Genomic DNA, 15,293 nt, shown 5'->3' with positions numbered 1-15,293 from the left:
CGCAGGCATGACCGATCAACTTTCCAAACAGTCACGCCTTGGCGGTGTGGCCGACAGATTGTCATGGACGGCGGCGCAGCTTGCCAAAGTGGGTGTCGTCGCCATGACGGTGCTGCTGACATATGAGGTGATCGCACGATATTTCCTGCGCGCACCGACGCATTGGACATCGGATGTCGCGACCACAACGATGATCTGGCTGACCTTTCTGGCCATGGGCTATTGTTTGCGCGAAGGTCACATGATCCGCATCACCGCAGTCATCGGCCAACTGCCCGCAGGCGGACGTAAGGCAGCCGAGGCGTTAAGTCTGGTGGCGATCTTGCTGTTTTCAATCTTTGTGATCTGGATCGCATCGCGCGCGATGATGAACGGGATCGCGTTCGGGCGGCGTCAGCCATCCATGCTAAGGATGCCGACATGGATCGCTGAACTGCCGATTGTGTTGGGCTTTATCATTCTGGCGCTTCAGGCGCTGGCCGATCTGCTGCGTCTGCCAGGCAGACCCGCGCCTGTCTTTGTCGGTGCCGGAGAGCAGGAATTGCCTACTGACCATCCCGAGGTGGAACGATGACACCCTTTCTGATCTTCGGTGCCTTGCTGGTGGTCCTGATGATGGGCATCCCGGTGGCGTTTGCACTAGGAATTTTGGGCGCAAGTCTGTTGGCGATCAAGGGGCTGCCGTTGTCGATGGTCGCCAGCACTCTGTTCGGTGGTATCAACGATTTCGTTCTGTTGGCGATTCCACTTTTTCTGCTGATGTCGAACCTGTTGTTGCGTGGCGGTATCGGACGCGATCTGTTCGTGGCAATGCAGGCGTGGGTGGGTCACTGGCCGGGCGGACTGGGCATCGCCGCGCTGCTGACATGCGGCGTGTTCTCGGCGATTTCTGGCAGTTCCGTTACGACAGCCGCGACCGTGGGCACCGTCGCCATCCCCGAGATGATAAAGCGCGGCTATTCACGCAGCCTGACGCTTGGTCTGATGGCGGCGGGGGGCACCCTGGGCATCATCATCCCGCCCTCTGTCCCGTTGATCGTCTATGGCGCAATTACCGAGCAGAGCATAGGCCATCTGTTTCTGGCAGGTATCGGCCCCGGCCTTTTGCTGATCGTCCTGTTCGGGATCTATGTCGTTATCATGTCAGCCATTCATGGCACCCACCAGGCCATCCCGCGCGCTAACTGGGACGAACGACGTGTCGCAACGTGGAAGGCTGTGCCGACATTGCTGCTGTCAGTCACGATTCTTGGCGGGATCTACGCGGGTATCGTCACCCCGACAGAGGCTTCGGGGATTGGCGCAACTCTTGCGTTCCTGATTCTGATCGGATCAAACCGTCTTAGCCGCGATGTGCTGATTGGCGCGGTCACGGACACGGTGAAAACAACAACCGTGATCTTTCTGATTGTAATCGGGGCCAAAATCTTTGGGCAGGCGATCACCTTGTATCAGCTTCCCGCAAGGCTGGCATGGCTGTTCGAAGGGTATTTTAACACGGCGACGCTGGCCCTGTTGCTGATTGCTGTGATCCTGATCTTCATCGGGTTTTTCCTTGAAAGCATGTCGATGTTACTGATTATGGTGCCGGTTCTGATGCCGACGGTGACTGCGCTTGGCATCGACCCGATCTGGTTCGGGATTTTCTTCGTGCTGCTGATCGAGGTTGCGCTGATTACTCCACCCGTCGGTCTGAACCTGTTTGTCATTCAGTCCTTGGACAAGGCGCCTCTGGGGGTAGTTGCACGCGGATCATTGCCATTTGTAGCGATCATGCTGTTCACGGTAATCCTGCTTGTCATTTTCCCGCAGATCGCGCTTGGGATCGTATCTTTCGGTTGACGAGACCGATCAAGTCAGGGGTCGGCCGGGGTGACGATGCCCCGGCCGATATTTGTTTCTGTCTCTGTCCATTTGGGAACCGATTGGCACGGTTTGTGACGGGCCGTGATGATTGGATCAGGCAACCCGGCACAGAGGCGGACCTGCACCTTTTCAGTCAGAACTAGTGGTCCTGCAATGGCTCCTCGGGCCTGCCACATGCTGTAATGTTACACGCTACAAAGAGGACATCCGGCTGCGGTGTTGCGATCCGTATCCGAGATATACCTACAGGGCCTGAACGTCGGGGCTTTGTCATCCAGAGCATTGTAACCTTGTGCTTTGTCGATGTGCTGCCGCTCAATCTTGTGTCCTGCCAGATGTAAAACACTACCATCAGGGTGTGCGTTCAGATCACCGCCGGGCCATTCGCTATATTCGCGGCCCGTTGTGCAACTGCCAATCTGATCGCGCGAGAACCCAGCGTCCCGCTCTGCACCGCTGTGACCAGAGGAGTAGGCGTAACCCGGAATGCGGCGGTGTGCGGGCGGGTCTGTTGATCCATAGCGTTCAGGGCGTGCCTGTCCTGTGACCAACTAGGGCCCACCCCCTGCAAGAATACTGCCAGCTTTGGCGCGCGGCAGGGCGTAGGCGCCGATTTTCGATGTGGCAAACCCCCCGCCGACCATCCCTTCAGCCAGTTTGACGGCTGCGGTCACGCCGTCGATGACCGGAAGTCCGCAGCGCGCCTGCAACTCGGCTGCGATGTCTGCCATGCCGGCGCATCCGAGGATAACGGCCTCGGCCCGGTCTTCGTCACGGGCCGCCAGAATCTCGGCTTCGATCAGCGCGACTCCGCCGGGTTGTTCGATCGCCAGCACTGGCACATCGGCGGCGCGCACCCGGCGGCAACGATGGGTCGCACCATAGGATTGCAGCAGATCCTCGATAATCGGGACCGAACGGGGAAGCGTCGTCACCACCGAAAACCGGGCCGCAATGGTCATTGCGACCTGAACAGCGGCCTGACATATGCCGATGACGGGGCCACGGGCGACCTCGCGCGCGGCATCAAGCCCGGGATCGTCAAAGCATGCAATGACATGGGCGTCTGCGCCCTGGGCCTCGGCCAAGAGGATTGCGCGCAGCAAGGCGGGCACGGCCATCGCCTCATCGGCATAGCCTTCGATGCTCGCAGGGACGCCGGTCGGGTTGCCCGTCAGCAGTTGCGTGCCGGGCGCGACCACGGCTTGGGCGGCGGCGGCCACCTTGGCTGTCATGGATGCCGTGGCGTTGGGGTTCACCAGATGCAGGATCACGATGCGTCCCCCTGTATCGGAACGATGCTGTCAATCGGCGGGGGGGGCAGCGTGAATTGACGATCCGAAGCGATGTATTCATCCGCATGAAGACGAGCGATTGGCTGATAGGCCGCCGGATCAACATAACGACCGGCTTCATCAAGGCAGTCGCGCCGGACATGCATGAACTCGACCTTGCCAAAAACGATCACCCGGCGGTCATAATCAATCAGCCGCTCAACACGGCATTCCATCGAACAGGGCGCTTCGGCGATAAGCGGCGCCTGAACCCGTGTTCCCGGCAGCGGCGTCAGGCCAGCCGTCCGGATTTCATCGACCTCGGATCCGAACGGGAGACCGCAAATCAGCATTGCAGGGGCAAGGGCCATATCGACCATGTTGATAACGAATTCGCCGGTTGCGCGAATATTTGCGACGGTATCCTTGATGGTGCCGTCGGGGCGTGTCTGGATGCCCAGAATCACGATGGGCGGTTCGTGAGAGAATACGTTGAAAAAGCTCATCGGTGCCGCGTTCTGTCCGGCAGGGCCGCTGGTCGAAACCAGAGCCACGGGCCGTGGTCCGATGAAGTTCGTCAGCAGGCGGTAGCGATCATCGGGTGGCAGCACCGTGAAGTCGAATTGGGTCATGGGTTGGCTCTGGATCAGGATGGCAAGTGTGGTTGAATTCAGATAAATTTGGCAACATTATTGTTCGCAATGATGTTACCAAATTATATTGGATGTTCTTGATGAGCGGACCCGCCATTCCGGCCGAAATCGGCGAGCGTATCTGGCTGGCCATCGCAGAGCGGCGCCTGCGTCCCGGCACCCGGCTGAAAGAGGAAGAACTGGCCGAAATTTTCGGCGTTACCCGCGCCCGCATCCGTCAGGCGCTGAGTGGCCTTGAACGTGAAGGTCTGGTCAAGATCGTGCCCAATCGCGGCGCACTCGTCGCTGCGCCCACGGTCGAGGAGGCGGGCGATGTTCTGTTTGCGCGGCGCACCATCGAACAGCGCGTCGTCGAGCGTCTGGCCGGCCAGATACGGGGTGGACAGGTGGCGTGCGACGCCGTTGCATCGTTGCGCGACCATGTGGCGCGGGAACGCGACGCGGCGCGTGCGGCCATCACAACTGATGTCATCCGTCTGTCTGGCAGGTTCCACCTCAAGCTGGCCGAGCTTGTGGGATCGGATTTTCTCTGTTCCGTTTTGCGTGACCTGATCTCGCGCAGTTCCCTGATTACCGCGATCTATCGCGACAGCGCCCATGACAATTGCGGCCCGGACGAACATGAGGCCATCATCGCTGCACTTGAACGTGGGGACGCAGTGGCGGCGCGCGATGCGATGGGCGCGCATCTCGATCATATCGAAGCCGATCTGGATCTTGACCGGGACCGCTGCCCCGAGCCGAACCTGCGCAGCGCGCTGAGTCACGTCGCGCCCCCGTTGCCCGAGGCTACGGACTGACCGGCCTTGGTTTTGGGTTCCGCCCTTGCGGGGGCGCCAGCCTGTTCCTCGACCCGGTGACAGGCGGTGCGCGATCCGTCCGCCCAACTGCGCATTTCGGGGCGTTCGCTGCGGCAGCGGGCGTCGGCAAGTGGACAGCGAGGATGGAAACTGCATCCCGGCGGCGGGTCAAGTGGGCTGGGGACCTCGCCATCGCGCAGCGGGCGATGGCGCTGCGGGTTGCGGACGTCGGGGATCGTGTCCAGCAACAGCTGTGTATAGGGGTGGCGCGGGGTTGCAAACAGCGTTTCAGTTGGTGCGTCCTCGACGATGCGGCCCAGATACATCACCGCGATGCGGTCGGACATATGGCGCACAACCGACAGATCGTGGCTGATGAACAGATAGGTCAGCCCAAGTTGGTCCTGTAACCGACGCATCAGGTTCAAAATTTGCGCCTGCACCGATACATCCAGCGCGCTGGTTGGTTCGTCGCAGACCAGAAATTCGGGTTCCGACGCCAGCGCACGGGCGATCGAGATGCGCTGCCGCTGGCCGCCGGAAAACTCGTGTGGATATTTGATCCCGTCGCGCGGTGACAGGCCCACGGTGGACAGCAGCTCTTCTACGCGTGCGCGGATTTCGTCACCTTGCCGCAGTTTCAATTCGCGCAGAGGCTCTGCGATAATATCGAAAACGCGCCAACGTGGGTTGAGGCTGGCATAAGGGTCCTGAAAGATCATCTGCGCCGATAGCGGCTGTCCGCCGCGTCCCGGTGCAAAGCGGATTTCGCCCGTGCTGGGGGCATAAAGCCCCGTCACCAGCCGGGCCACGGTAGATTTTCCGCAGCCGGATTCGCCGACCAGAGACAGGCATCCGCCCTGTGGCACGGCAAAGTCTATATCATCGACGGCGCGCAGAAACTGGCGTGGTCGGCGTTCGATCACGCGATTCAGCCACGGGGCCGAGACGTCGAAGCGGCGCGTCAGGCCAGTGGCGGTCATGGCGTCAGGCATCAACTCCTCCCTGATGCAGCCAGCAGGCGGCAAGATTTGCCCCGGCTGGGGCCAGTTCCGGGCGGTCGACCCGGCAGCGCGCGCCCGCCTGCGGACAGCGCGGATTGAACGCACAGCCTGTGGGGATCGCGTCCAGTCGCGGCATGGCCCCGTCGATCTGCGCCAGCCGTTCGACGCGCGCGCCAAGCGCGGGGATCGAACCCATCAGGCCGCGTGTATAGGGGTGCGCAGGGGTGCGCGTGACCTGATCGACCGCCCCGATCTCGACCATGCGCCCGGCATACATCACCGCCACCCTGTCGGCGGTTTCCGCGATCACTCCCATGTCATGCGTCACCAGCATCACGGCTGTTCCGTGTTCATCGCAAAGCCGCCGCAAAAGGGCGGTGATCTGCGCCTGGATCGAGACGTCAAGTGCCGTCGTCGGTTCGTCCGCGATAATCAGTTTGGGTTGCGCGGCAAGTGCCAGTGCGATGACAACCCGCTGCCGCATCCCGCCGCTGAACTGATGGGGGAAATGATTGATCCGTTCGGCGGGCGCGGGGATGCCGACCTCGGCCAGCAGCGCCACCGCACGTTCCCGCGCGGCGCGGCGCGGCATCGGCAGATGCAGCCGGATCGTTTCGACAAGCTGCGCACCGACCGTGAACAGCGGATTGAGCGAGGTCAACGGATCCTGGAAGATCGCCCCGATCTCGCGGCCGCGGATTTTTTCCATCGCGGCTTCTGGCAGCCCGTCGATGCGCCGTCCGTTCAGCACGACCGCACCGCCTGCGATATGGCCGGGCGGTTCCAGCAGCCCTTGCACAGCCAGCCCGGTCATCGACTTGCCCGCGCCGGATTCGCCGACGACGCCCAGGATTTCGCCCGGCTCGATCGACAGCGATACATTGTCCAGCGCGGTCAGCGTGCCGTGACGCGAGGGGAACTGCACCCGCAGGTTTTCTACCGACAGAACGGTCATGGCGCCTCGACGGGATAAGAGGGCGGGAAAAGCTGTTCCACCGGCGGGTGGTTCCAACTGCGCTCGGGGTATTTTGCCACCAGCCCGTCGAACTGCGCCTGCGCGCGGGTCTGCGCGGCGGGCAGGTCGATTCCGGCGACCTCGGGCGTGTGGCCCACGCGCCGCATCGACAGCCGCCCATCGACAAAGACGGCCCGGCAGATCTTGCCCGAACCGCCCGCGACCAGTGTTGAAATCGGGTCGATGGCGGGCGTCATCACCGCATCATCCAGCGCAAAGACCGCAATATCGGCGGGCAGGCCCGGTGCCAGTCGGCCAAGGTCAGGGCGCTTCAGCGCCGCCGCTCCGCCCAGGGTCGCGGCATCCCAGAAGTCGCGCGATCTCACGGCTTCGGCTCCGTCCGAGATCCGCGCTGTCATCAGCCCGGTCAGCATATTCAGCAGCATGTCGGCGGGCGCGGTATCGGTCCCCATCGCGATGGTGATGCCCATGTCGCGTAGCCGGGCGAACGACCGCAGGATCGACCCACCCCGCCCGGACACCAGCGGGCAATGCACGACGCTGACCCCCTGATCGGCATAGTGGCGCAGGTCAGTGTCGGTGGCGTTGGTGGCGTGCGGCGCGATCAGCCGGTCGGACAGCAACCCCAGCCGCGCCAGCCAGTCCGGCGCGGTGGTGCCATGCAGGGCGCGGACGGTTTCCACCTCCATCTGGCCCTGTGCCATGTGCAGCCGGATCGGGCAGCCCAGATCGCGGCTGGCGGCGTCAGTGGCCCGCAACAGCGCCTCGGTGCAGGTTTCGACCCGATCGGGCGCCAGCAGGCCGCGCACCAGCCCGCCATGCCGTCCGTCATGATCGCGGATAAACGCTGCCGCGTCCGCTAGCCCTGCCAGCCCGCGCGCCTCGTCGAAAACCGGGCGCATGTCGCCCGGTGCCTCCAGCACCATGCCGCCTGACCGGAAGGCCGGTCCCAGATAGACCCGCAACCCCATCTCGCCCGCAGCGTCCGAGGCGGCGGCGAACTCGGCCACGGTTTCGCCCCATTCGCGATAGAACAGGCTGGCGATGGGTGCGGCGGTGGTGATGCCGGACATCAGCAACTGTGCGAAGGCAAAACGTTTCTGGAACGCCAACTCGTCCTGCGAATACATTTCATAGGGGCCACGCGCGACATAAGATCGCGGCCAGACGCGGCCCTTGGCCCAGCCGGGTTGATGATCCAGTGCAAGGATCGTGGTGTCCAGATCGGACAGCGCGTCAAGGTCGATCAGACCGGGCGAGATCAGCGCCGCGCCAAAGTCGATCCGCCGCGCCACCTCGCCCGTAAAGCGATGGCCGGTATAGATAACGCTGCTGCCCTCGATCACCACCTCGCCGTCACGAATAAGGCGCGGCCCGTCGGCCAGCACCCAGCGGGCTGTCAGCAGGGTTCGTCCGGCCGGGCGCGCGCCAAGGGTGAGGGTTTCCAGCGTCATGGGACCGCAACCCCCGGCACATCGCCCATTCTGGCGGTGACGCGGCCACCCTTGACGACCAGCGGACGCGGGGCGGTATCTGCCACGGCATGGGCCAGTGTCTGCCCCTGCAACAGCGTCAGGTCAGCGGGCATGCCTTCGGCAAGCCCGTGCGGCACGCCCATCACCTCGGCCCCACCAACGGAACAGACGTGCAGCGCATATTCCAGATCTATATCACGGCGAAAGCCGTTCTTCATGCCGATGATCTCGGCACGATGCAGCATATCCGGCTTGCCCCATGGTCCCCAGGTGTCGCGGATACCGTCGCAGCCCGCGCCCACCCGGACGCCCGCATCACGCAGGCGAAGGATCGCAGGGACGGGAACCGATGGTGCGCCGGTGGTCAGGATCGCCACGTCCAGTTCCGCCAGTTGGTCGATCAGCCCCTGTGTCCGCTGCCAGTCCGGTGCGCCAAGGCAGAACGCGTGGCTGATCGCCACCCGGCCTTGCATCGACAGCGCGCGGATGCGGTCAAAGATCATCTCCATGCTGAAGGCACCCAGTTCGCCCATCTCGTGCAGGTGGATGTCCACAGGCTTGCCGTGCCGCTCGGCCAGCCCAAAGATGACGTCCAGCGCGCCTTTCGGATCGCGTTCCATGCCGCAGGGGTCAATGCCGCCGACCACCTCGGCACCTTCGGCCAGCGCCTGGTCCATCAGATCGACCGTGCCGGGCCGCGCCATGATCGCTGATTGCGGAAAGGCCACGATCTCGATGTCGATCATCCCGGCCAAAGCCTGCCGCGTTTCCAGAACGCCATGAAACATCGCCAACCCGTGCCGGGTGTCGATATCCACATGGCTGCGGATATGGGTCGCACCATGCGCCATCAGTCCCAAGGCGTGGCGCATTGACTGGCGGTGTGGATCAATCCCGATGTCCAGCCGGTGTTCGCGTTCAAAGTCGATGCGTTCCTGCAATGTCGCCTGATGGGCGTTGGTGTGCCAGCCCATGCCCCATGTGGTCTTGTCCAGATGGGTGTGCGCGTCGATCAGGCCGGGAACGGCCAGATGGCCACCGCCATCCTCGACCGGCACATTGGCATCAATATCCGGCGCGATGCGGGCGATACGGCCATCGCGCACAAGAATGTCGGCGAGTGCGCCGCCCATCGGTCGGATGTTGCGGATCAGCAGGTCCATCGTCATTACCTCAGCTTTGGGTTCAGCGCGTCGCGCAGCCAGTCGCCCAGCAGATTGACCGACACGACCAGCAGTGACAGCTGGATCACCGGGAACAGCACCACCCACCACACGCCCGAGAACAGATATTCATTGCCCAGCCGGATCAGCGTTCCCAGACTGGGCTGGCTGGGTGGCATCCCGATACCAAGAAAGGACAGCGTGGCTTCGGTCAGGATCGCCATCCCGAAATTGAGCGTCGCGGCGACAAAGATGGGCGTCAACGTGTTGGGCAGGATATGCCGGAACATGATCCGCCGCGCGGGCACCTTTAGCAGTCGTGCCGCCTGCACATATTCGCGCCGCCGTTCTACGGCCGCCTGCGCGCGCACGGTGCGGGCATATTGCACCCAGGCCGACAGCGTGATCGCCAGCACCAGCACGCCCGCCGCCCCGATTTCACGCAGGTTCTGCGGCAGCGCCTGACGCGCCACGGCGCTGACAAGAATGGCGATCAGGATCGTGGGGATGGACAACAGAATGTCGCCCAGCCGCATCAGCACCATGTCGATGACGCCGCCGAAATACCCCGCCAGCAGGCCAAGGACCAACCCGATCGCCAGCGACAGCGCCACCGCGGCAACGCCGATGATGATCGAAATGCGCGACCCGTAAAGGATCGCCGACAGCATATCCCGCCCTTGCATGTCGGTGCCAAGGATGAACGGCCATTGTCCCTCGGCCATCCAGATTGGCGGAATTTCTGCGTTCAGCAGGTCAAGCTGGGCCGGATCATAGGGATTCTGCGGCACATAAAGCGGTGCGGTGAAGGACGCCACTGCCAGCACCAGCAGCACCAGCGCGGCGATCATTGCCGAGGGTTTGTGCGTGAAGGAATACCACAAGTCGCTTTTCCGCCAGCGGGTAACACGGCCATCCGGCCCGTCGGACGGAACGATTGCGTCGGCGGGCAGATCGACCTGCGGCTGGGTTTGGCTGGGATCGGACATGGCTGGCCCCTTACGTCGCATCGCGCAGGCGCGGGTCGATGACCGCATAGGCGATGTCCACCGCAGTGTTCAGGGCCACGAAAATGAACGAGATGATGACCAGATAGGCCGACATCACCGGGAAATCGAGAAAGGTCACGGCCTGGATGAACAGCATCCCCATCCCCGGCCACTGGAACACCGTTTCGGTAATCAGTGCAAAGGCGATCAGCGCGCCGATATTCATGGCCGTCATTGTCACGACCGGCATCAGGCAGTTGCGCAGCGCGTGGCGAAACCAGATCCGCCAGCGCGGCACGCCGCGGGCGCGGGCGAACTTGACGAAATCGGATCGCATCACCTCAAGCATCTCGGCCCGGACCAGACGCATAATCAGTGTGATCTGATACAGCGCCAGCGCGACAGCCGGCAGGATCAGCGCTGCGCGACCCGAGGGCGTCAGCACCCCTGTCGTCCACCAGCCGATCCGCACCACCTCGCCCCGACCAAAGGCAGGCGCCACCCCAAGGATCACCGCAAAAACAAGAATCAGCAGAATACCCACCACGAAACTGGGCAGCGAGACGCCGATGATCGACACGAACTGCAACCCTTCGGCATACCAACGGCCTCGCCCGATTGCGGTCAGAACACCCAGTGGCAGGCCAATGGCCAGCGACAGAAAGGTTGCGACCAGCACCAGCTCCATCGTGGCGGGGAAGCGTTCGGCGATCAGGCCCAAGACCTCTTGTCCGTTTCTCCATGACATCCCGAAATCGCCTGTCGCCGCATTCCCGACAAAGCGCGCATATTGCACCAGCATCGGGTCGTTCAGCCCCATGCGTTCGCGCAAGGCATCACGGTCGGCCTGCGTCATCTGCTCATTGGCCATCATCTCGACGGGATCGCCCGCAACCCGAAAGATCGAAAATGCGAGAAACGCGACCGCCAGCATCACGAACACGGCGTTGAACAGGCGCTTGAGAATGAAGACCAGCATGATCCGCCTTGTGTCAGGGTTTGGGCAAGCAGGGGCGCGGTCAGGCGGCCCCGCCGCGATCACTTCATCATGGTCAGCCAGTGACGGACCTTGTTGTCAGCAAGCTGCACCGTGCTTTCGATCTTGTCCGACATGGCCCAGGCCATCGGCTGCTGATGCAAAGGCAGCATGACCAGTTCGTCTTTTACCTTGCCAAGCGCCTCGGTCTGCAAGGCCAGCCGCTTGTCACGGTCCATCTCGGTCGAAGCCTGCTGGATCAGCGCGTCGATCTCGGGATAAGACCAGCCGCCCCAGTTGAACACACCAGCGGTGCCTGACTTCGTTTCGATCATCTGCACAAGGATCGAATAGCTATCCAGCATCGGTTCGTTCGCCCATCCGATCAGATATACATCCGCCTGACCGCCTGACCTTTTCGGGGTCTGCACGGCGGCAGGCCCGATATCCAGCGTCGGGCGAAACCCCGCGCGGGCCAGCATCGACACCATCGCGTTGCACAACTCTTCCTCGTTGACATAGCTGTCGGTGGTGCAGGTCAGGGTGAAGGGCAACCCCTCATGGCCCGCTTCCGCCAGTAGCGCCTGCGCCTTGGCCGGGTCCGCTGCCGGAAAAGCGTCCATCGCCTCGCTATAGCCCGGAATCTCGGGCGAGACGATGGTGCCGGCATTGCGCGATTTGCCGCGCATCACGCGGCGCTGGATCAGGTCCTTGTCCAGTGCCAGTTCAAAAGCCTGCCGCACCCGCAGTTCATTGAACGGGTTGTCGCGCCCATCGGTCAGCTTGTCCTTGCGGTTGAAACCCAGCATGACCGTGCGCAGGTTGGCCCGCTCCATCACCTCGATCCCCGGCGCCGCAGCAAGGCGCGGCAGATCCTGCACAGGCGCTTCTTCGGTGAAGTCAATCTCGCCCGACAGCATCGCCGCCACGCGGGTCGCGGCAGATGTGATCGGGGTGAACTCGATCCGGTCGATATTGTGATGCGGCGTATCCCACCATTCGACATTGCGGGTCAGCACCGTGCGGCTGTCCGGAACCCGGCTTTCGACCCTGAACGGGCCGGTGCCGTTGGCGTTAAAGGTGGCAAACCCTTCCTTCTGCGCGCTGACATCGGTCGGCAGCAGCGAGTCGTTTTCGGTCAGCCAGCCTTCATCAAAGATATGAATGTTGGTCAGATCGTTCAGCAGCAGCGGATAGGCGCCGGTCAACTCGATCTCGAATCTGCGGTCGTCGATCTTGGTCGCGGACTTGTAGGTGGGAAGATTGCCCTTGAGCGGCGAGGTTTCGTCGCTGACGCGGGTCAGGCTGGCCAGCACGTCGTCCGAGGTCAGATCGGCGCCGTCATGAAACTTGACACCATCCCGCAGGGTAAAGCGCCAGACCGAGGGCGACACGATTTCCCAGCTTTCAGCCAGCGCGGGTTCGATTTCCAGCTTGTCATTATAGCGGACAAGCCCTTCGTAGACATGGTTCAGAAAGGCGATCGTATAGCTGTCACCGTAGGAATACGGATCAAGCGAGTAAATGTCGCGCGCGCCACCCCAGCGCATTACGTTCTGGGCGCTGGCCGAGGTGCCGATCATGGCGATAGCCAGTGCGGCAAGCAGTCCTTTGGTGGGTCTCATCAGGCACTCCCTGTCAGGAAAAGGCCCGCCCCGGTCTTTGTGCCGGGTGCGGGCGGGCGGATCATTCGGCCATCCGGGTCAGCCAGTGGCGCGGCTTGTTGTCGGCGCGGATGACGACGTCGCTGACCTTGTCGTTCATCGCCCAGGCCATCGGCTGCTGGTAAAGCGGGATCATGATAACCTCGTCTTTGGCTAGCTTCAGGGCCTGCTGTTCCAGCTCGATCCGGCGGGCCTGGTCCATCTCGACCGAGGCTTCGTCGGTCAGGCGGTCCAGTTCTGGATAGGACCAGCCGCCATAGTTGGCGACACCGGCTGCCCCTTCGCGGCTGTGCAGCACCTGCACAAGAATGGAATAGGCATCCAGCGTAGGTTCGTTGGCCCAGCCGATCATGTAGACATCGGCATTGCCCGAAGACCGCTTGGGTGACTGCACGGCGCGCGGGCCAATATCCAGTGACGGCTTCAGCCCCACCTTGGTCAGCATCGAGACGATGGCCTGGCAGACCTGTTCTTCGTTGACGCTTTCATCATTGGCGCAGACCATCGTAAAGGCGGTATCCTTGAGACCCGCTTCCTCGATCAGCGCCGCGGCGCGGTCGGGGTCGTGCGGGGTCGGCACGTCCAGTTCGGCGCTGTAGCCGGGGATGTCGGGCGCGACCATCGTGCCGGCGATATGTGTCATACCCCGCATGATCCGTTTGCCGATCAGGTCGCGGTCGATGGCCATGTCTATGGCCTGCCGCAGCCGCAGGTCGTTGAACGGATTGTCGCGTCCGTCGGCCAGCGTATCCTTGCGGTTGAAGACGACATGGATCGTGCGCAGATCGCTGCGCTGTTCGACCTGTATGCCGGGGCTGGCCCGCAGTCGGTCCAGATCCTGAATTGGCGCGCCATCCGTCAGGTCGATTTCGCCCGATAACAGAGCTGCGACGCGGGTTGCGGGCGCTGTGATCGGGGTGAATTCGATCCGGTCCAGATTATGCACCGGCGTGTCCCACCAGCCGTCATTAACCACCAGAACTGTCTTGGCGTCCGGCACGCGGCTTTCCAGCATGAAGGGGCCAGTGCCATTGGTGTTATGAGTCGCAAAGCCTTCGACCTTTGCCCCCACATCGGTCGGTGCCTCGGCATTGTTCGTGCGCAGCCAATCTGCGTCGAACATGAAGATGTTGGTCATGTCGTTCAGAAACAGCGGGCTGCCCGAGGTCGTTTTGATGTCTACCGTGTGGTCGTCGATCCTTTCCGCAGAAACATAGGTGGGGATGTTGCCGCGCAAGGGCGAAGCCGGATCGCTGACCCGCTTCATGGATGCCAGCACGTCATCCGCAGTGAAGTCGGCGCCATCGTGGAATTTCACGCCCCGCCGCAAGTGAAACCGCCAAGTATCAGGGGCCACGAACTCCCACCGCTCGGCCAATGCCGGCACGACGTCAAATTCGGGCGTGTAGCGGACCAGCCCCTCATAGACATGATTGAGAAAGGCAAGGTTCGAGGTCGAGCCGTAGGAATAGGGGTCGAGCGAAAAAATGTCGCGCGGACCACCCCATTTCAGCACGTTTTCAGCCATCGCCATCGAGGGCAAAATGGCCGCCGCAAGGACCAGAAATTTCGGCGATCTGCGCATGGCGTCCTCTTGCTGCCAATCCGTTACCCGCAGGTTGAGAGATGATCAGATTCGAGTCAACATAATTGTCAACATTTATGGCGGCGATTGTTGGGAAGGGTGTTCAAAGCTAATGATGGCCCCGGCTGCCTGCTGTGGTTTTCAGCAACAGAGGCAAAACCGAGCAGATGACAAAAGCAGCAGTGTTGCTCATTCGAAAATCTGCCCAAGGACGGAGGCTCTTCATGGGCTGCCAAATCAGGTCCGCGAGACGGCTTGGAGGCAGATAGGACGCATGTTCACCGCTGAACTTGTACCGATGTTCCGGGCGGCTTGACGGTGTTTCGTTGGCAGTACAACGCCGGTTATTTCTTGCTGTTGCCGAGCGGTTCGCGCGATTTTTGACAGCGTGGTGGCATAGGACGACCCAAACCGGCATGACTGGCCATGTTCCACATGATCGAAGGGGAATATGCGGTTTATTATACCGCCATCTTTGACGCCGGTTATCACCTGTCCCCCACGGTTCGCCGGTTGCATGAAGCCTGCGACTGTCCGTTTCGTGCTGCAACGGACGTCACAGAGGGATCTGCTTTGGAACCGTCGCTCATGGCCTTGGGACAGCTTTGTCTGCTGGGCTTCGGGGGTTTCGAACCATCGGGGATGATTGTCGTTCAGGCCCGCGATCAGACTGAATATTTGGCGGGGGCGATGCTGGTCGGATGTATGTCCAGCGAAAGATGCCCTGCAAAATGTTGGTATGATCGTCAGGGACGGCTGCCCATTGAATGGCCGCAGGCCGGTGCGGTGGCGCGTTAACACCTTTGCCTCTCTGGCGCATGACGTGCGGCAAAGTGTAAGAATGGCGAACAGCGCGGTCGGTGCCGCA

Annotated in this window: 14 protein-coding genes; 4 read left to right on the top strand and 10 right to left on the bottom strand. The window is 62.1% G+C overall.

Annotation, left to right across the window (positions count from 1 at the left end; genetic code table 11):
* The first annotated feature begins 7 nt into the window (after window positions 1-7).
* Both Q4G22_RS11105 and Q4G22_RS11100 read left to right on the top strand, forming a co-directional pair.
* Window positions 8-574: a TRAP transporter small permease gene (locus Q4G22_RS11105; protein ID WP_303385972.1), complete on the top strand. Its 567-nt coding sequence runs from the start codon at window positions 8-10 to the stop codon at window positions 572-574.
* Entirely contained in the window at window positions 571-1,842 is a 1,272-nt protein-coding gene (locus tag Q4G22_RS11100; RefSeq protein WP_303385971.1) for a TRAP transporter large permease, read from the top strand. The genes Q4G22_RS11105 and Q4G22_RS11100 overlap by 4 nt, the downstream gene beginning before the upstream one ends.
* Before the next feature lie 575 nt (window positions 1,843-2,417).
* Here Q4G22_RS11100 and Q4G22_RS11095 read toward each other — a convergent pair.
* Together Q4G22_RS11095 and Q4G22_RS11090 are read right to left on the bottom strand one after the other, a co-directional pair.
* Window positions 2,418-3,140 (bottom strand): aspartate/glutamate racemase family protein, encoded by a 723-nt coding sequence (locus Q4G22_RS11095; protein ID WP_303385970.1) that lies wholly within the window; start codon window positions 3,138-3,140, stop codon window positions 2,418-2,420.
* A complete protein-coding gene (locus Q4G22_RS11090) occupies window positions 3,137-3,751 on the bottom strand; it encodes a flavin reductase family protein (protein WP_303385969.1) in 615 nt (204 codons plus the stop codon). The genes Q4G22_RS11095 and Q4G22_RS11090 overlap by 4 nt, the downstream gene beginning before the upstream one ends.
* A 122-nt stretch (window positions 3,752-3,873) precedes the next feature.
* Between Q4G22_RS11090 and Q4G22_RS11085 the strand changes: the two genes are divergently transcribed.
* A complete protein-coding gene (locus Q4G22_RS11085; protein WP_303385968.1) occupies window positions 3,874-4,593 on the top strand; it encodes a GntR family transcriptional regulator in 720 nt (239 codons plus the stop codon).
* Here Q4G22_RS11085 and Q4G22_RS11080 read toward each other — a convergent pair.
* The 8 genes from Q4G22_RS11080 to Q4G22_RS11045 form a co-directional block, all read right to left on the bottom strand.
* Complete coding sequence (locus tag Q4G22_RS11080) at window positions 4,557-5,588, bottom strand: ABC transporter ATP-binding protein (RefSeq protein ID WP_303385967.1); 1,032 nt, start codon at window positions 5,586-5,588, stop codon at window positions 4,557-4,559. The two genes, Q4G22_RS11085 and Q4G22_RS11080, sit on opposite strands and share 37 nt — an antisense overlap.
* Window positions 5,581-6,552: an ABC transporter ATP-binding protein gene (locus tag Q4G22_RS11075; protein WP_303385966.1), complete on the bottom strand. Its 972-nt coding sequence runs from the start codon at window positions 6,550-6,552 to the stop codon at window positions 5,581-5,583. The genes Q4G22_RS11080 and Q4G22_RS11075 overlap by 8 nt, the downstream gene beginning before the upstream one ends.
* Window positions 6,549-8,027: a chlorohydrolase family protein gene (locus Q4G22_RS11070; RefSeq protein ID WP_303385965.1), complete on the bottom strand. Its 1,479-nt coding sequence runs from the start codon at window positions 8,025-8,027 to the stop codon at window positions 6,549-6,551. Before Q4G22_RS11070 ends, Q4G22_RS11075 begins: the two co-directional genes overlap by 4 nt.
* Window positions 8,024-9,217, bottom strand: a complete 1,194-nt coding sequence (locus Q4G22_RS11065; RefSeq protein ID WP_303385964.1) for an amidohydrolase family protein — start codon at window positions 9,215-9,217, stop codon at window positions 8,024-8,026. The genes Q4G22_RS11070 and Q4G22_RS11065 overlap by 4 nt, the downstream gene beginning before the upstream one ends.
* On the bottom strand, window positions 9,217-10,200 hold the full coding sequence (locus Q4G22_RS11060) for an ABC transporter permease (RefSeq protein ID WP_303385963.1): 984 nt from the start codon (window positions 10,198-10,200) through the stop codon (window positions 9,217-9,219). Before Q4G22_RS11060 ends, Q4G22_RS11065 begins: the two co-directional genes overlap by 1 nt.
* Window positions 10,201-10,210: 10 nt before the next feature.
* Complete coding sequence (locus Q4G22_RS11055; RefSeq protein WP_303385962.1) at window positions 10,211-11,179, bottom strand: ABC transporter permease; 969 nt, start codon at window positions 11,177-11,179, stop codon at window positions 10,211-10,213.
* A gap of 59 nt (window positions 11,180-11,238) precedes the next feature.
* On the bottom strand, window positions 11,239-12,801 hold the full coding sequence (locus Q4G22_RS11050; protein ID WP_303385961.1) for an ABC transporter substrate-binding protein: 1,563 nt from the start codon (window positions 12,799-12,801) through the stop codon (window positions 11,239-11,241).
* A 61-nt stretch (window positions 12,802-12,862) separates the two neighbouring features.
* Window positions 12,863-14,425 (bottom strand): ABC transporter substrate-binding protein, encoded by a 1,563-nt coding sequence (locus Q4G22_RS11045; protein WP_303385960.1) that lies wholly within the window; start codon window positions 14,423-14,425, stop codon window positions 12,863-12,865.
* Between the two features lie 426 nt (window positions 14,426-14,851).
* Here Q4G22_RS11045 and Q4G22_RS11040 point away from each other — a divergent pair, with 426 nt between their 5' ends.
* Window positions 14,852-15,223, top strand: coding sequence for a hypothetical protein (locus Q4G22_RS11040; RefSeq protein WP_303385959.1), 372 nt, complete (start codon window positions 14,852-14,854; stop codon window positions 15,221-15,223).
* The last annotated feature ends 70 nt before the right edge of the window (window positions 15,224-15,293 follow it).

Origin of the sequence: Paracoccus sp. (in: a-proteobacteria), assembly GCF_030538655.1 — a bacterium.
Classification (GTDB): domain Bacteria; phylum Pseudomonadota; class Alphaproteobacteria; order Rhodobacterales; family Rhodobacteraceae; genus Paracoccus.
The sequence above is the reverse complement of the archived record's forward strand: the minus strand, read 5'-3'. Positions and strand labels throughout refer to the sequence as shown.